Origin of the sequence: Niallia sp. FSL W8-0177, from assembly GCF_038006285.1 — a bacterium.
Taxonomy (GTDB): Bacteria; Bacillota; Bacilli; order Bacillales; family Cytobacillaceae; genus Niallia; species Niallia circulans_A.
Genome location: NZ_JBBOUX010000001.1, coordinates 592892 through 610461 on the forward strand (window position 1 = coordinate 592892; position 17570 = coordinate 610461).

At 36.7% G+C, this 17570-nt stretch carries 19 protein-coding genes and 1 tRNA gene; 13 read left to right on the top strand and 7 right to left on the bottom strand.

Going from position 1 to position 17570, the window contains the following annotated elements; translation table 11 throughout:
• Window positions 1–13 precede the first annotated feature (13 nt).
• The 8 genes from NST77_RS02885 (at window position 14) to NST77_RS02920 (ending at window position 5765) form a co-directional block, all read left to right on the top strand.
• Window positions 14–370 (top strand): DUF1360 domain-containing protein, encoded by a 357-nt coding sequence (locus tag NST77_RS02885; RefSeq protein WP_095329991.1) that lies wholly within the window; start codon window positions 14–16, stop codon window positions 368–370.
• Window positions 371–752: 382 nt separating this feature from the next.
• Window positions 753–1232 (top strand): sporulation protein, encoded by a 480-nt coding sequence (locus NST77_RS02890; RefSeq protein WP_095329990.1) that lies wholly within the window; start codon window positions 753–755, stop codon window positions 1230–1232.
• Window positions 1233–1244: 12 nt separating this feature from the next.
• Window positions 1245–1727: a stage V sporulation protein AC gene (gene spoVAC, locus NST77_RS02895; RefSeq protein ID WP_095329989.1), complete on the top strand. Its 483-nt coding sequence runs from the start codon at window positions 1245–1247 to the stop codon at window positions 1725–1727.
• A complete protein-coding gene (gene spoVAD, locus NST77_RS02900) occupies window positions 1727–2737 on the top strand; it encodes a stage V sporulation protein AD (RefSeq protein WP_095329988.1) in 1011 nt (336 codons plus the stop codon). Before spoVAC ends, spoVAD begins: the two co-directional genes overlap by 1 nt.
• Window positions 2738–2790: 53 nt before the next feature.
• Entirely contained in the window at window positions 2791–3147 is a 357-nt protein-coding gene (spoVAE, locus tag NST77_RS02905) for a stage V sporulation protein AE (protein WP_095329987.1), read from the top strand.
• Between the two features lie 163 nt (window positions 3148–3310).
• On the top strand, window positions 3311–3439 hold the full coding sequence (locus NST77_RS02910) for a YjcZ family sporulation protein (protein WP_095329986.1): 129 nt from the start codon (window positions 3311–3313) through the stop codon (window positions 3437–3439).
• A gap of 606 nt (window positions 3440–4045) precedes the next feature.
• The gene (gene ltrA, locus NST77_RS02915) at window positions 4046–5308 is read left to right on the top strand and encodes a group II intron reverse transcriptase/maturase (protein WP_171510276.1); all 1263 of its coding nucleotides are present in this window, start codon (window positions 4046–4048) and stop codon (window positions 5306–5308) included.
• Window positions 5309–5510: 202 nt separating this feature from the next.
• Window positions 5511–5765, top strand: a complete 255-nt coding sequence (locus tag NST77_RS02920) for a stage VI sporulation protein F (RefSeq protein ID WP_095329985.1) — start codon at window positions 5511–5513, stop codon at window positions 5763–5765.
• Window positions 5766–5877: 112 nt separating this feature from the next.
• Here NST77_RS02920 and NST77_RS02925 read toward each other — a convergent pair whose 3' ends face one another.
• Window positions 5878–8205: a UvrD-helicase domain-containing protein gene (locus NST77_RS02925; RefSeq protein ID WP_095329984.1), complete on the bottom strand. Its 2328-nt coding sequence runs from the start codon at window positions 8203–8205 to the stop codon at window positions 5878–5880.
• A gap of 160 nt (window positions 8206–8365) precedes the next feature.
• Here NST77_RS02925 and NST77_RS02930 point away from each other — a divergent pair, with 160 nt between their 5' ends.
• Entirely contained in the window at window positions 8366–8623 is a 258-nt protein-coding gene (locus NST77_RS02930) for a hypothetical protein (RefSeq protein ID WP_095329983.1), read from the top strand.
• A gap of 15 nt (window positions 8624–8638) precedes the next feature.
• Here the strand turns inward: NST77_RS02930 and NST77_RS02935 are convergent, their stop codons facing one another.
• From NST77_RS02935 to NST77_RS02950, 4 genes are all read right to left on the bottom strand, one after another.
• Window positions 8639–9313: a DUF421 domain-containing protein gene (locus tag NST77_RS02935; RefSeq protein WP_095329982.1), complete on the bottom strand. Its 675-nt coding sequence runs from the start codon at window positions 9311–9313 to the stop codon at window positions 8639–8641.
• Window positions 9314–9472: 159 nt separating this feature from the next.
• Entirely contained in the window at window positions 9473–9898 is a 426-nt protein-coding gene (locus tag NST77_RS02940; protein ID WP_095329981.1) for a GNAT family N-acetyltransferase, read from the bottom strand.
• Window positions 9899–9904: 6 nt separating this feature from the next.
• Entirely contained in the window at window positions 9905–10414 is a 510-nt protein-coding gene (locus tag NST77_RS02945; RefSeq protein ID WP_095329980.1) for a 2'-5' RNA ligase family protein, read from the bottom strand.
• A gap of 198 nt (window positions 10415–10612) precedes the next feature.
• Window positions 10613–11338 carry an alpha/beta hydrolase gene (locus tag NST77_RS02950; protein ID WP_249878962.1) on the bottom strand — a complete coding sequence of 242 codons (726 nt, stop codon included), beginning with the start codon at window positions 11336–11338 and terminating at the stop codon, window positions 10613–10615.
• Between the two features lie 209 nt (window positions 11339–11547).
• On the opposite strand from NST77_RS02950, the gene NST77_RS02955 reads away from it, so the two are divergent.
• Together NST77_RS02955 and nrdG are read left to right on the top strand one after the other, a co-directional pair.
• Window positions 11548–13392 carry an anaerobic ribonucleoside triphosphate reductase gene (locus tag NST77_RS02955; RefSeq protein ID WP_341122720.1) on the top strand — a complete coding sequence of 615 codons (1845 nt, stop codon included), beginning with the start codon at window positions 11548–11550 and terminating at the stop codon, window positions 13390–13392.
• Window positions 13389–13919, top strand: coding sequence for an anaerobic ribonucleoside-triphosphate reductase activating protein (gene nrdG, locus NST77_RS02960; RefSeq protein WP_095329977.1), 531 nt, complete (start codon window positions 13389–13391; stop codon window positions 13917–13919). Before NST77_RS02955 ends, nrdG begins: the two co-directional genes overlap by 4 nt.
• A 102-nt stretch (window positions 13920–14021) precedes the next feature.
• Here nrdG and NST77_RS02965 read toward each other — a convergent pair whose 3' ends face one another.
• On the bottom strand, window positions 14022–14552 hold the full coding sequence (locus NST77_RS02965) for a DoxX family protein (protein ID WP_095329976.1): 531 nt from the start codon (window positions 14550–14552) through the stop codon (window positions 14022–14024).
• A gap of 267 nt (window positions 14553–14819) precedes the next feature.
• Between NST77_RS02965 and ssuE the strand changes: the two genes are divergently transcribed.
• A complete protein-coding gene (gene ssuE, locus NST77_RS02970) occupies window positions 14820–15347 on the top strand; it encodes an NADPH-dependent FMN reductase (protein ID WP_095329975.1) in 528 nt (175 codons plus the stop codon).
• Window positions 15348–15472: 125 nt separating this feature from the next.
• Window positions 15473–15544, top strand: a tRNA-Val gene (locus NST77_RS02975).
• Window positions 15545–16037: 493 nt separating this feature from the next.
• On the opposite strand, the gene NST77_RS02980 is transcribed toward NST77_RS02975, so the two are convergent.
• Window positions 16038–17312, bottom strand: coding sequence for an IS110 family transposase (locus NST77_RS02980; RefSeq protein WP_047945042.1), 1275 nt, complete (start codon window positions 17310–17312; stop codon window positions 16038–16040).
• Window positions 17313–17570: the final 258 nt, after the last annotated feature.

Consider the following 17570-nt stretch of genomic DNA (forward strand, 5'->3'; position numbering starts at 1 on the left):
GAGGAGAATGGAGATGGATATCCATTGGATGGAGTTTTTTTTACTCATTTTGGCAAGCTTTCGTGTAACAAGATTAATTGTGTTTGATCAGATTACTGAATTTTTCCGGAAAATATTTTTAGAAGAAGTAGAGGAACAAAATAAGGACGGGCAAACAGAAATTTATATTGTCCCTAAGTCAGGTAAAATTCGTGGATTTATTGGCGAATTAATTAGCTGCTATTGGTGTACCGGAGTATGGGTAGCAATCTTTCTTATCATTTTATATTATTTCTTCCCAGCCATTTGTGAACCTGTTGTACTTATTTTTGCGATCGCTGGAGGAGCGTCTTTGTTAGAAGCTATTTTACAACGAGTGTTTGTTGAATAGTTACTAACTGCTGGGCTAGTTGTTTACACATACATTTTTTCCTGACATACAATGGGATAAGAACATTAAAAATTAATGTTTTTATACATGCATAGATCATCATTATTGGAGGGATTGGAGTTGCTAGGAAAAAAAGTACCTAAAGTGACTGAGCCAGTAAAGTCGCAACCAGCTAAAGCAAAGAGAAAAAAATCTGGATGTAACTGTGGAAAAAAATTAGCGAAATAACAAAAAATACCCGACTTTGTGCGGGTATTTTTTATGACTTAAACCCAATTTGTAAAAATTGGATTTTTTTTGTTGTAAAAACATCTAATAATTAAAGCCTAAATCGAAAAAAATAAAGATACTTTAATTCATCTTTAAATAGGAAGGGAAGAATATGACAAATAGAAGGCATGCATCTTATCTGTTGATTTTTAGCATATGTGTATTCTTAGCTGGCTGTGCGAAGGAAACACCGAATAGCCGATGGTCGATGCTTAAAAGAATTAATCCAGCGCCAATTGCTCTTTATACAGAGACTGATGAGAAACAAGAGGAATTAGTAGAGGGAATAAAAGAAGAAACGAATACCATTTCGTCCATTTATGATGTTGCGGTAATCAAGGGGAAGAAAGATATATTAGTTGCTTATAAGGTAAAGCAAATGGCTAGGTTTAAAATGAAAAGCATTGAAAAGGAATTAACGAAGAAACTGGAATCAAAATATCCAGATGAAAGATTCACTGTCTCTAGTGATTTTAAGATATTCTTAGAGACCATCCGCTTATGGGATAAAATCCAGGAGCCGGACTATAGTAAAGAAAAAGCAGATAAGCGTTTGAAAGAGATCATTCAATTGAATAACGAATTAACATAAGGAGGGAAAAAGGTGGCGGATAATAAGAAAAAAAACAAGACACCAGAGCAGCAGCAATATGAAAAGTTGGAACAAAAATTTGAAATGAAACGTCCTGTTCTAAAGAACTGCATTAAAGCATTTTTTGTCGGTGGATTTATTTGTATGATTGGTCAATTTATTTCTTACTTCTATATATATTTCTTTCATTTTACGGAACAAACATCGGGAAATCCAACTTCAGCTACCATTATTTTTCTTTCGATGCTGTTGACTGGATTTGGAGTTTATGACCGGATTGGCCAGTTTGCTGGTGCTGGGAGTGCTGTTCCTGTATCAGGATTTGGTAATAGCATTATTTCTGCCGCTATTGAACATCGCACAGAGGGATTTGTACTAGGAGTCGGAGGAAATATATTTAAGCTCGCTGGTTCTGTTATATTGTTCGGTGTTTTTTCGGCATTTGTAGTTGCTCTTATAAAAACACTATTTATTATGATGACGGGGGGATTCTAATGCTTCAGGGAAAACAGTCCTGGGTATTTCAAAATCATCCAGTAATAAAATCTACCGGAGTATCAGGCGGTCCTTTTGAAGCAAATGGAAGATTAGCTGCTGATTTTGACGTATTACATGATGATTTATGGATGGGAAAAACCTCGTATGAACAGGCTCATCGCATTTTATTGGAAGAAGCAGCACAAACAGCCATGAAAAAAGGAGAACTCAAGCTAGAAGATATCCAGTTCTTTTTAGCAGGTGATTTAATCAACCAAATTACCCCTTCTAGTTTTGCTGCTAGAGATTTACAAATCCCTTATTTTGGATTATTTGGTGCTTGCTCCACGTCTATAGAGGGATTAGCACTTGCTTCCTTTATGGTGAATTATCAAGGAGCTGATAATGTATTAACAGGTGCTTCCAGCCATAACGCAGCAGTCGAAAAACAGTTCCGCTATCCAACAGAATATGGTGGCCAGAAGCCGCCGACTGCTCAATGGACCGTCACAGGTGCTGGAGTTGCCCTCGTCACGAAGAATCAGACAAATGAGCAGCTTCCATACACAACCTCTGCAACGATAGGAAAAGTGGTAGACATGGGATTAGCGGATCCTTTTAATATGGGCGGGGCGATGGCTCCAGCAGCTGCGGATACAATCTATGCTCATTTCCAAGATTTAAATTTAGATCTTTCTCACTATGATTTAATTGTAACAGGTGATTTAGGGAAAATTGGCAGAGAAACAGTAATAGCCCTTTTAAAGGAAAAGGGGTTAATAATTGATGAAAATAAAATGAAAGACTGTGGATTGTTAATATACACAAATGAGCAGCCTGTACAATCTGGAGGCAGTGGTGCAGGCTGTTCCGCAACAGTAATGTACGGGCATTTATTAAATGAAATGAAAAAAGGTATGTATAAAAGAATTCTCTGTGTCGCCACTGGTGCGCTTCTCTCACCGCTTACCGTTCAACAAGGGGAAACGATTCCTTGTATCGCTCACGCTGTATCAATCGAAATTTAAGCAGTGTTTTCTCTGCTGAATGCTAATTTATAAAGAAAGAAGGAGGAATCTATATGCTCCCAATGTTCTTTTGGGCCTTTGTGATTGGTGGCATAATTTGTGTCATTGGTCAGCTTATGTTTGATGTTGCGAAGCTTACGCCTGCACATACATTAACAACATTAGTTGTGACAGGTGCCGTTTTAGATGGATTTGGATTATATGAGCCATTTGCTGACTTTGCAGGAGCAGGTGCGACAATACCAATTTCAAGCTTTGGGAATGCTTTAGTACATGGGGCGATGCAAGAAGCTGAAGTGCATGGCATTATCGGTGTATTAACAGGTATGTTTGAAGTGACAAGCTCTGGAATATCTGCGGCAATCGTATTTGGCTTTATAGGAGCACTATTGTTTAAACCTAAAGGATAAAGCATCATATGTTTTAAAAGAAAAACGTTGTTTAAACCGGGAAATAAATGATTATCTCTGTGACAATCGTACATTCTATTTGTTAATAGTAGCTTGCCTACACATAAACTTCAATTCTCCATATTCTGTTAAGGAGTACAAGGAGAAGCGAGGTGAAGTAGGAATGTGTTATGGCGGATATGGCTATGGCGGCGGCGGTTATAGCGGCGGAGGATATGGTATCTCTTCTTTTGCATTAATCGTTGTTTTATTTATCCTTTTAGTAATCGTAGGAGCTAGCTTCTACAACTAATTCAGGTTAGTCAATGGGAAAAGGAGTTCTCTTGCAAAGAGAGCTCCTTTCTGTTGTGCGCCCGGCATGCACATGAACTATAGGGTGCGAGTCCCGAACCCCGAAGACAGAAGTAGAGGTTAGCCAAGAGCTAGGGTGTCCGTGGTGACGCGGAATCTGAAGGAAGCTGGAGGCAAAACACCGGTCCGAGGAACACGAATCTCATACAAGGCTAGTTACGACTGGATGAGTTTGCAACACAAAACAAAGTCCTTTCTGTCGAAGGTCATACCTAGTAAATGAGGCGGATAGATGGTGTGAAAGTGCATGTGCTTACCCGGGGAGGTCTGATGGAAACGTGAAGTACCCTTCATAACCTACTTGGTGACAAGTAGCTGAATCATCAGAAGTCAGCAGAGGTCATAGTACGATTGGGTCTAGAACCAGTCGGAAGGACTGAACAATTAAGAGAGATTAGCCCTTGGCTTTCCATCTAGAATGAAATAGCACAGAAAACAGAGAAACCTCACGCTTAGAAAGTAGTGGTGAATCCCACGAGGGTATTTGCGGAGGGTGGAGTTCAGATGGGCATAATAAGATAAGCTAATCACGGAAAGGAACGAAATGGTGATGTTGAATCAAATTCTTGAACGGCAAAATATGATACAAGCGCTAAAGCGAGTGGAAGCGAATAAAGGAAGCCATGGAGTAGACATGATGCCCGTACAAACCTTACGACAGCACATCCTCGAAAATTGGGAAACCATTAAATCGCAGATTTTGAATGGAACCTATGAACCACAACCAGTACGTCGAGTCGAAATCCCGAAACCAGATGGTGGTGTGCGTTTACTAGGTATCCCAACCGTGACAGATCGTTTTATTCAACAAGCTATCTCGCAGATTTTATCAAAGGAATATGACAAAACATTTTCGGACCACAGTTATGGATTCCGTCCAAATCGGAGTGCCCATGACGCTATTCGGAAAGCAAAGGGTTATTTAAAGGAAGGTTATCGATGGGTGATTGATATGGATTTAGAGAAATTCTTCGATAAGGTCAATCATGACCGACTAATGGCAACATTAGCGAAACGAATTTCAGATAAATCTTTATTAAAACTTATTCGTAAATATCTCCAAGCTGGTGTCATGATAAATGGAGTGATTTCAAGTATAGAAGAAGGAACACCACAAGGTGGACCTTTAAGTCCCTTACTTTCAAACATAGTTCTAGATGAACTCGATAAAGAGTTGGAGGAACGTGGACATAAATTCGTTCGATACGCAGATGATTGCAATATTTATGTGAAAACAGAACGTGCGGGTCTAAGAGTAATGGCGAGTGTACAAAGATTTATTGAGGGAAAACTTCGTTTAAAAGTAAACGAAAAGAAATCAGCGGTAGACCGTCCTTGGAACCGGAAGTTCTTAGGTTTTAGTTTCACGAGTCACAAAGAACCAAAGGTTCGTCTTGCGAAAACAAGTCTAGTTCGAATGAAAAAGAAAATACGAGAGATTACCTCAAGAAAGATGCCATACTCCATGGAATACAGAATCAAGATGTTAAACCAATATCTAATGGGGTGGTGTGGTTATTTTGGATTAGCAGATACAAGTTCCACATTCAAATCACTAGATAGCTGGATTAAAAGAAGATTAAGGATGTGTCTATGGAAGAATTGGAAGAAACCTCAAACAAGAGTCAGAAATCTTACTCGGTTGAAAGTTCCTTTTGGAAAAGCATACGAGTGGGGAAACACCCGAAAAGGGTACTGGCGCATTTCTAAAAGCCCCATATTACACAGAACCCTCGGCAATTCCTATTGGGAAAGCCAAGGGCTGAAAAGTCTGCAAGTTCGTTACGAAACTTTGCGTTATTCATCTTAATTGAACCGCCGTATACGGAACCGTACGTACGGTGGTATGAGAGGTCGGGAGTTAATCACTCCCTCCTACTCGATTGTTCTTTGGATTCTCCATATTTATTTAAGCGCTTTGTTCATTTTTTGTTTTCTTTTTCTTGAGTTCTCACCTTTTTTTCTTTCCTTCATAGAATGTAAAGTAGCTCATCGAAGGAGGAAACACAGGTATGAACAATAATTTCTTTAAAAACATTGAGTCTAAAACTGGCGTTAATATGAAAGATATTTTAGAACTAGCGAATTCCTTACAAAATGCAAATTTTAAAGATGAAAAAACAGTAAGAAGTGTCATTCGCAGAGTATCACAAATTGCTGGAAAATCTGTTCCAAAGCAAACGGAAGATAGGATTGTTGAATCAATTGTTAAAGATGGTAAACAGCTTGATTTTAATACATTATCTAAAATGATTAACAAAAAGTAAAATCGAAAAAAGGGTAGCTGCGCGAATTCACGACATAGTTACCCTGTTTTTTCCCTGTAAAATGCTTCTTGTAGAGAATGTATCTGTGTAAGGTTTGAATTACTGATTTTTATTATGACCGTTCCTTTTCAGCTGCTTTAATAGTAACCATTGACAAGGGTGATAAAAAGCGCGAAGTTTTTGCTTTTTTTCCTCTTAAATACATAGGAACCGATAAATATAGTTCTTGTTGTGCCCTTGTCATGGCAACGTAGAGAAGGCGGCGTTCTTCTTCTATCGGCATGAAGTTGTTATTGCGGAATGATTCTAGTGCAAAGTCATGGGGAATGGAACCATCAACCGTACCAACAATATAGACTGTTTTATATTCTAAACCTTTTGCGCGATGAATGGTGCTTAATGTGATTACATTTTCTTCGTTTTTATATTGCTTTCGTAATTCTTCATTCATAGCAGTCATATGGTCTGTATATTGAACAAATTCTTTAATCGATTGGAATTTACGTGCCACCACTTTTAAATCGCGAATATCATCAGAGCCTTTATCCCATTGATTTCCTTCGTTTCCCCGTTTTTTTATAAATTCCTGAAAGCCTAATTCCTTTTCAATATAATTAATAGCATCCAGAGGAGAATAACGAATTAATCGTTTTACTATTTCAGGAATCTTTTTCAATCTGCTTTCTTGAAATGCGAATCCTGTTTTAATAAAAACTAGACAATCTAAAAAGCTGCAATCTTCTAATATGCTTATTGCTTTAATATCCTGTAATACCGTTTTTTTTAAGAATAGGGTCGGGAGAATATCAGCAACCGCTTGCTGGTTATCTGGATCATGAATGAGCTTTAAATAGGCCATCATACTTTTCACAATAAATCTTTGATAGAAAGAACCTGTATCTTGTTCTAAACGAAATGGTAGACTGGAAGAAGCCAGTCGCTCAAACATGGCACGGCTATTTGTATTAGTTCGAAAGAGAATTGCAAAATCCTTCGGTTCATAGCCTGTCTTTATTTTCTCCTGAATATCGGTCAAAATCATCGTAGCTTCTTCTTCCTCATCATAAGGATAAAAGGCAATGGGAGTTTGGCCTGAATAGCCAGTTATCATTTTTTTTGCTCGTCTCTTCGTATTTTTACTGATTGTAGACTTAGCGATGGATACAATTTCTTGAGAAGAGCGGTAATTGTAATCAAGAATAATCGTTTTAGCATTCGGATAATCTTTTTCAAAATCTAAAAGGTATTTTGGATCACTACCACGAAAAGAATAGATAGATTGATCATCATCTCCTACTGCATAGACAGAATGAGCTGACCTTGCCATTAGCTTTATCCATTCGTACTGAACTTTATTGATGTCTTGAAATTCATCTAATAAGAAATGAGTAAAACGCTTTTGATAAGTTTCTAAAATAGCTGGATTTTCAAGAAAGAAATGATAGCCTCCAAGAAGCATATCATCAAAGTCATACAAATTTCGCTGTTGTTTTTTTGTTTCATAGCCACTATATAGTTGGGCAACTTTCTTTTCCCAGTCATTATCAGGCTCTATTTCATGAGGAAAAAGCATACTATTTTTCCATGCACCGATTAATTGAAGAGCTGCATCGAAAGGGAAGTCTTTTTCATCTAATTGCTTTTCACGGGCAATTTCCTTTAACAAAAGCTCTCGCTGCCAATTACTGCTTAATAATTTATTTCGCTGCCATTTCTCTCGTTCATGAAAGATTAAAATTTGGTAAAGAATACTATGAAAAGTTCCAGAAACAATTTTTTGCACAATCCCTTTATTCATCATTGGATAGTGTAAGAGTCTTTCCTTCATTTCATTTGCTGCTTTATTGGTGAAGGTAACGAGCATGATAGTTGACGGATCTACCTTTTTCTCCTGGATGAGATAAGCTGCTCTCATTGTTAACACTCGGGTTTTGCCACTACCGGCACCTGCAAGGACCAGAATGGGTCCATCATCTATTGCGACAGCCTCACTCTGTGTAATATCAAGAGAATAGCCGTTTTGTTTCAGTGTATTTAAATAAGATTCTTGTGGAAAAGTAACTGGTTGACTAGCAGCGACATCAGATGTATGGGTAATCGCCTTTATAGACATAGGCGGTCTAAAAGGAGTAATTTCTGTATTGTCTTTGGAAATATTTCTACTCTTAGGAATCCGGAACCCATTTTTTTCTTCGTAATCGATACCAGCCGCAGCAGCTTGTTCCTGTTCAATAGTAGATGATTCTGTCATACAGGGCTGTTTAGCTGAATAGTGATAAAAATAGGGAGTACTTTTTAATCCTAAATAAAGCTTTACTGCTTCTCCGCATACAGAACATGCGAGAAATCCATTTTTGCCAGCTTCATAAATTTTCTGTAATTCTTGTCTGTCAATGGTATTTAATGAAATAAGTCTATCATAATAAAAAGCTGTTAACATAGGAAACCTCGAATCTATTAATAAATCTGGAGCCGTACATAAGTTTGAAATAATATCTATCATATCAAAAACAGATGATTGTTTAAAGAGTAGAAAAGGGGTTTACTTTTTGGAAAAGAAGGGAAAAGGATAAATAATAAACTAGAAGGGACAGATTCTGATGGGATATATCTTGCCAATTACTCATTATCAAGCAGAGCAGTACGCGGTTAGAGACATTATAAGCAAAACAAAGAATTATAAGAAAGAAGAAATTTATCCAGCGGCTAAAATCGTTAATTCTTCTACCAATCTACAGATAAAGTATCCTTCTCAGACATCTTACCAGAAGAAACAAAGGCATGAAGAAGGAGTACCCAATGAGAAGTTAATTGCAGAACTAACTGGAAAGGGTACTTATTTTCATGCGCAAATCTAAAGTGTTTTAATTCAATTAGTAGCTTTGCACATATAAAGGCGATCCTTCCTGCCATTCGGCATAGAGGATATCTTTTGGAGATTGAACATCTCGTTTTTTTAATTCTTGCATTAATTGCTCTTCATTCCAACCGATACGAGGTAAGTTTTCTTTGATGATTTCTCCATCAAGAATGATACTTATCGGAAGGGAAGTGGTTTCTAACGATAAATTCATATCCTGTTTTGTTGGATTCACGAATGCTGATTTCTTGAGCACACTGATCGTGCCATCTGTTTCTAAAATGGCATAAGCACATTCTGCTATTGAAAAAACATCTTTTGCACGAAGTAAATGTTGTAATTGATTTATATCTAAATGATTTTTCTTTAATTCCTTAAAATCAATCTTGCCTTTATTTATAATAATAGACGGTTTTCCTTCTAAAAGTTGTCTGGTTTTCCGAAACTTTTGCGTGATGAATTCTGTTATGTAAATTAATCCTCCCCAAATAAGAATGGAGTACATTATTTCTTTTATTCCTGTCTCTGTATCATACATAGCATTTCCGACAAGCTCGCCTAGTACTAAGACAGAAACAAAGTCAAAGGTAGTAATCTGCGTGATTTGTGTCTTTCCTAATACCTTTGTTAAAAGCAACAATAAAAAATAGCCGATAATAAGCTCGCTAAATATATGTGTGAATTCCAATTCAACTCACCCCTTCTTCCATCTATTGTAGGCAGATGGAAGAAAATTAAACCTTTGTTTTTTGCTAATCACGAAAAATAAAAAGGACTGCTCCATGACGGATAATCACAAGCTTTAAAGACAAGCTATGCTTTTCCATCCATTGGGCAGTCCCAAAATCTATAAATGCTTAATCATGGTTTTATGTGGAATACCAGCATCTAGGAATTCTTCCGAGATGACTTCATATCCAAGTTTGCTATAAAAAGGAATGGCCTGTGTTTGGGCATTCAGTTTTAAGGCAGGAGCCCCATCATTTAAGGCATATTCCTCGATTTTATTCATAACTGCTTTTCCAGCTCCACCTTTTCGATTAGTGGAGAGGATGCAGATTCTTTCTACCTTTCCGTATTCATCAAATGTTCGGTAACGTCCAGCACCAATAGGCTTATTGTCGTCATCATAGAGAACAAAATGAACGCTATCCTCTTCATATGCATCTATTTCTTCTTCCATTGGTACTTTCTGCTCCTGAACAAAAACAGTTTGACGAACATAAAAGGCATCTTTTAACTCTTTATCAGTTTTAACAATAACTACTTCCACTTTCCACTATTCCTTTCCTAAACGGAATGTTTCATAGACGGTCCAAGAACCATTTTCCAATTCATATAGCAAATGGAAACGATCCGCTGTTTCTTCAAAATGATAGTTTTGCATGCGTAAATTACTATATAAGTCTAAATGCTCATCACTCGATAAATCCTGCCCAAGTGTAATATGTGGCACAAACGGATGCTCTAGACTAACACCCAATGTACTGATTAGTTCTTGGTGAAGATGTTCTAAGTCTGTACTTGGTTCAATCTTTAAATAAACAACATTGCTTACGGGTTTAAAAGAGCTGACCTTTGTTACTTTAATAGGAATAGAATGATAATGACTTGCAATCGTTGCTAGTTTTTTACTTACTTCTTCAATTTCCTCGTTACTAGCTTCAAAATCACCGATTAACGTGATATGTGGTGGTATCAAAGCATATTTCGGGTCATATCTTTTGCGAAGTGAATTAGCTAAATCCTGCAAATCCTTACCAGGGAAAATAGCAATACCGTATTTCATTCGACGAACCTCCATTTCAAAATAAAAGAGTGTACAAAGATATAGAAGATAGACTATCTATTATTACGATTTCAATGTTCTATATGTAAGATATTATAACAAAATTAGTTATTTATGTTCAAAGATTTCAGAAAAAATCTAATGGTTAACGAGGTACTCACTGTTAGGAAACAAAGACAGTCAATTGAGTGCTCTCTTTTAAGAAGGAAACATTTTAATGAGCATTTTCGCAATATAAGGCTGCCAATATTTCCATGTATGATCCCCATTAAATTCTTCATATGAATAATCAGCATTTGTTGTTTGCAAAACTTGAGATAACTCTCGATTAGGGGTCAGGAAATCCTCGGTTGTGTTGATGGTTGTTTTTACAGATGTTTCACCTATACCGATAATATGATCTATTTCTAGTAAATGAAAAGAATCGAATGTATCAACTGCATCAAAAACACCTTCATTTACTAAGGGGGATTGCAACATAATCTTTCCAAAAGTATGCGGATATTTTAAAGCGGTCATGAATGATACAGTTGCACCTAACGAGTCGCCAATGAGTCCACGTCCCATTCCCATTTGGAAGGTGGGATATTGATCATCTAAATAGGGAACAAGTTCATGTGCTAAGAAGCGAATATATGCTTTATTCTGAGCGCCATCAGGATGATATTTCCTGCGACGATCTTGGACAGAGGAATAGGGGATTCCAACAATAATCGTATCCGCAATTTGATGATTGCCATGTAATTCATCAGCTACTCTGCCGATTCGGCCAAATTGGTAATAATCTTTCCCATCTTGTGCAATGAGTAAATGATATTTATAAAGAGGAGAAAATGCTGGTGGGAGATAGATTAATAAAGTCACTTCTTCTCCTAATTCTTTACTAAAGATAGTTTCCTCTTTTATTGTCCCTTTTGTTGTCATAGTTATCCTTCCTTTATTACAGCTGATCTTACAATTAGTTTATCAATAAAAGCACTTTATGAATAGTATAAAGCTAAAGGGATAGGAATTTTCCTATGTTGGAATTTCTATATATTGTGTACTTTTTGTGAAATAAACACAATATATAGTGAAATGATGATTTGTTCAATTATAATGGATAAGGATTCATTTAGAATGGAGTGAGTTAAATGAGTAATGAGGTTCAACTATTAAATCAATTTGCAGAAATAATGAACAGCAATAATCAGGACTTTATTCAAGAAAATGCAAATGTAGACGGAATGTCACCGATGAGTCATATGATGCAATTTGCTGCAACAGCTTCTAAATACTATACAATGGAACATTTATTATCAGAAAAGGTAAAACAATCACATCTAGAAGGATATATCCATATTCACGATCTAGACTTTTATTCTTCTGGTACTACAACATGCTGTCAAATCCCATTGGCCAAAATCTTAAAGGATGGCTTTAACACTGGTCATGGATATATGAGAGAACCAAAATCAATTATGAGTGCAATGGCTCTTACTTCTATTATTTTGCAAGCTAATCAAAATCAGCAGCATGGTGGACAATCCATCCCAATGTTAGACTATGATCTTGCGCCATATATACAAAAAACATATAGAAAGAATAAAAAACGGTTAAAGGAGGTAATTCAAGAAAAGGCGGAACTAGAGAAAAAGGCCTGGGAATGGACAGAAAGAGAAACCTATCAAGCGTGTGAGGCATTTATACATAATTGCAACAGTATGCACTCCCGCGGCGGTGGTCAGACGCCATTTGTTTCCGTAAATTTAGGAACGGATCAATCAGTAGAAGGAAGAATGCTGACAAAGAATTTATTATTGGCAACACAAGCAGGACTTGGGGCAGGAGAAACGCCAATTTTTCCAATTATCGTTTTTAAAGTAAAAGACGGAATTAATTATCAAAAGAATGATCCTAATTATGATTTATTCCGCTTAGCGATAGAGACGACAAGTAAACGATTATTTCCCAATTTTGTTTTTATAGATGCCCCATTTAATTTAGCCTATTATAACGGCACTCCTCAATCGGAAGTCGCCACAATGGGGTGTCGGACTAGAGTGATGGGGAATATCCACGGAAGTGAACAAACAATAGGAAGAGGGAATTTATCCTTCACAAGTATTAATCTTCCTTTATTGGCTTTAGAGTCAACGACGATAGAATCATTTTTTCATAAACTGGATGAAACGATCGACTTAGTTGTTGATCAACTCCTTGAAAGGTTTCATTATCAAGGAAAGAAAAAAGTAGCGAATTTCAAGTTTTTATACGGACAAGGTGTTTGGCAGGGCGGAGAAGAATTGAATGTGGATGATCAACTAGAAGAACTTCTGAAACAAGGTACACTATCAATTGGCTTTGTTGGTTTAGCGGAATGCCTGGTATCCTTGCTTGGTGTCCACCATGGACAAAGTGAAAAGGCCTATGAAATTGGTTTACAGATTGTTCAATTTATGCGCCAAAAGGCAGACGAAGCCTTGGAAAAATATCAGCTTAACTTCTCTCTTCTTGCTACTCCAGCAGAATCATTCGCTGGAAAAGCATTAAGAGCTGCTCGAAAGAAATTTGGGATTATAAAAGGGGTGACAGATAGAGAATACTTTACGAATAGTTTTCATATTCCCGTTTATTTTCCCATTTCTATTCATGAAAAAATTCAGCGCGAAGCACCGTTTCATGCGTTAACAAATGCGGGACATATTACGTATGTAGAATTGGACGGAGATGCCAGTAAGAATGTAGAAGCCATAGAAATAATCGTACGGACGATGAAAGAGGCAGGGATTGGATACGGAAGCATTAATCATCCCGTGGATCGTTGCATGACTTGTGGACATAAAGGAATAATCGATAATGAATGCCCAAATTGTGGGGAGAAAGATGAGAGCCAGATTGAAAGGATTCGGAGAATAACCGGTTATCTTGTTGGATCACTTAATCGGTGGAATAATGCAAAACGTGCTGAAGAACGGGAAAGGGTCAAACATCGATGAGAGTGTTATCGATTGTGGAAGATAGCATTGTAGATGGTCCAGGATTGCGAACTACTATCTTTTTTGCAGGGTGTACGCATTATTGTAGAGGATGCCATAATCCAGAAAGTTGGAAAATAAATGGCGGAACAGAAATGTCAATAGACGAAATAATGAGGAAAGTAAAGCAAAACCCTTTAAACGATATTACCTTTAGTGGCGGAGAGCCAATGCTACAAATAACTGAGCTTAAACAATTAGCTAAGGAATGTAAACAATTAAATAAAAATATTTGGTGTTATACTGGATATCTTTGGGAAGAATTGAGAGCAACCCAATCTGATGAATTTGCTGAACTAAGTATGTATGTAGATGTTTTAGTAGATGGTCGATTTGTGCTAGAACAAAAAGATTTAAGTTTATTATTTAAAGGAAGTAGCAATCAACGAATTATTGACTGTCAAAAAAGTCTAAAAGAGGATAAAGTTTGTTTATTTAATGAATGTAAGAGAGAGGAAAGAGACCGGGAGATAAGTATTTTAAACTAAATATAAAACCGAACAATTATACGTAAATGGTAATGGGAAATCGTATAATTGTTCGGTTTTTTTTACAGACCATCCGCTTAATTATTTCCTAACAACTTTCTATTATGTTAAACGAGGTTTTTTTGTAAATTCTGCATTATGATCTTCTTTTTTAAAGAATGTTTTTCTGATATAGGGTAATACCCATCGATCTAATCCGAAGTACCCAGCATTTGCTCCAGCAAACATAATGATCATGCCCATTAAGATATCAGTTGGGTTATGAGAGATGGTGCCTGCAAGTAAGAAACAGAAATTCATAATGACACCAAAGAATGCTGCTGCTGTAGTTAAACAACCTAAAATTAACCCAAGACCAACTAATACCTCCCCAATTGGGACGAGCACATTAAATAGTCCAACATTTGGTAAAGCAAATCCTTCGACAAAACTTGTATACCATCCATAAACCGCGGTTCCGTCTGGTCCTGTAACTGGATTAGTAACGGCATTTGTTAAAAACCCAGAAGCATCAAATCCTCCACCAGTTAATTTACCAAATCCGGAAGTAAACCAAGAATAACCTAGCACCAAACGTATAATGGTTAAAAGTCCAGCTGCGACTTTATTTTCTCTAAAAAAGCTCATAAACATAAGAATCATCCCTTCTTTTTTGTTTCTATTATTTACAAGTTAAATATATCAAATACTCCTAAGAAAAAAACAATATTGTGATTTAATTCACAATATCTACAAAAGAATATGACAGAATTGTGAACATAATTAAATGGAAAGTAATTTATATTGCATTTAATTTGGGGATCATCATTTCAGCACGGTTCTTCTTTTTCGTGTTAGAATAATGGATAAATAAAAAACATCGTATTTATAAGGGGAATTTATTATAAAGGAGAGGCTTTCATGACAACGGTAACCATCATAGCTGGTGGACATAAAATAGACTCACGATTAACAGGTATTTTACAATTTGCGGTAGATTATTTAGGAAAGAAGAATGTGGCTGTTCATATCATTCAAGTGCATCAATTACCAAGTGCTGCCTTAATTACAGCAGACTTTATGAACAAGGATATAATAGCGGCTAGACAAAAAGTAGAACAAAGTAATGGTGTCATTGTATTATCACCTGTATTTCAGGCATCTTATTCCGGAATTATCAAGACGTTTCTTGATTTATTACCACAAAAGAGTCTACGAAATAAGGCAATACTTCCACTGATGCTAGGAGGAAGTATTGCCCATTTATTAGTAATGGATTATGCTTTAAAGCCTGTTTTAGCGAACCTAGGTGCGACAAATTTATTAACAGGGGCATATGTAACAGATAATCAAATTGCAAAGAAAGACAATCAAAACTATGTATTAGATATCGATTCAGAAACAAGGATTACGAATCAATTAGAACAGTTACTGGAGGGAATTCAATAATTGTGGAAAAGTGATGGCAGACCATCACTTTTTCTATATTTTCCTAGAATGTGGAGAGTGGACATGGTATGATAAGAATAGAAAGAGTATTTTAAAAGATGCAGGTAATAATAATCTATAATCATGACTTGTTAGCTCAGTGGGAGAGCACTTGCTTGACAGGCAAGGGGTCACTGGTTCGAACCCAGTACAGGTCATTATAAAGGAACGTAGAAAAAAGCTTCTCATTAGAGAAGCTTTCAGCTTGTTGATAAAAGGAATTTAGGAAATGCAAATGGAATTATTATGCATTGATTGGAGTGGAAGGGGTGAGACTCCCTCGAGGAAAGTTGATATACCAACGTTTACAGCGTTATTTTTTTAGTCCAATATTTTTTTAGGAAAACTCTTTGAATCATATTTTAACTAACTATTCCATTAATTATAATATTTGGTAAGTAAGTGGACGCGACGCTAGAGCCAATAGGGATTTATTGACAAATATACACTATTAGATGCATCCGGTATCTCTACTCTTCTTATGAGGACGTACCCTCCCATGTCTCTTAGCGTCGCGCGCTTACATTCCTTCGTTTGGTCTCATCATAAGGCAGAGGCTGGCATCATGCTCCTGTATGGACTCTAAGTCGTAAGTCTCTCTAAAAGCCAGCTTTCCTGTCATCTTTTTGAATATAACCGTCTTATAGATTTTTATTTGGGTTGGAGGATAGAGAGATCTTGTCTCATTCGCTCCTTATCAAACAGTACTTCTTGCTGACAAAGTCCATGAAAAATCTTTAACATTTTATTACATAGAACGACTAATGCTTCTTTCTTCTTCAAAGGGTTTTCTTTTCTAGAGATATAATACTGATATAAATCATAAAAGGTTTCATTATTTCTAATCAAAGGCAAGACAGCACGATAGAGAAGGGCTCGCAGCTTTCTTCTCCCTCTTTTGGAGATTCGCTTTTGTCCAATCATCTTTCCAGAAGAGTTCTCTCGTAAGGTTAATCCCGCTAATTTAATAAGTTGGCGTGGATGTTTATAATGCTTGAGAGAACCCACTTCTGCTAGTAAATCTATAACGGTAGTTTCCCCAATGCCAGGGATTGATAATAAATAATGATATTCCGCTTGTTGCTCTGCTAGTGTCTTTAAACTTTCATTTACCTGTTCTAATTGCTTTGTCAGAAGTTCGTATTGAGTAATTAAAGAGTAAATTTCTATACGAGCCATATTGGAGCCTTCTGTTAATCCAATAGATTGTACCGCCACTCTCTTTAGTTGTGCTATTTTAGGTCTTGCTGGATACTTTAGTTTTTCCTTTTCCAAGTATAAAAGGACTAACTCCTCGATTTCTTTTTCCATTAAGTCTACTGGTAAAGGGGTATGTTTTAATATGGCACATGCATTCAGCCCTAAATCTTTAAATGCTACTTTAAATTCAGGAAAGTAACGATCCGTCCAGCGAATGATACGATTCTTCACTTTCGAAATGTCCTTTTTCAGATTCCACCGAATAGAGGAACCTTCTCTAAGCTCTGCTTCTATTCCTTCTATTTGACGAGGATCACTAAAGTATCCATTGGTTATTAGTTTAGCAATGACTCTCGCATCCTTCTTATCATTCTTCGTTTGTAAGTTATCATCCAACTCCTTGGAACGATTCACATGTAGAGGATTGACCATGACAAAACGAATATCATTTTGGGTAAGAAAAGCAGCTAAATTCATCCAATAGTGCCCAGTAGGCTCGAATCCAATCAATAAATCATCCTTTTGATGAATTGCCTTTAGATTTTGAAGCTTGAGATAAAATTGATGAAAACCATGATGAGACTGGTGGATAGAAAAAGAGGTACTTAACTCAACCCCTCGATCGTCCACCGCACATGCATAGTGTGTATTTTTAGCAATGTCAATTCCAATGATTAAAGTGGAAGTAGACACTTGATTTAAACGGTGATTACGGGTATTATTCATAATAGATTCTCCTTCTGACGCTGTGTTGATTGGTCTCAATATTAGCATCATAAAGGAGGATCTTTTTTTGTGCAATACCACAGAAACTAATCCCACAGGAATGCTCCTGTGGGATCTGCGAGACAGTCTGAGACCCTGCAGGCCTTTAGGGCGAAGCGGCTCAGCGCGAGCCCCACGGAAAGCGAACCCCTGCAACGGAAATCAACTCTTATTTAAAAGAATGTATATGTATAAACTGTCGACAAACTCCTAATTACT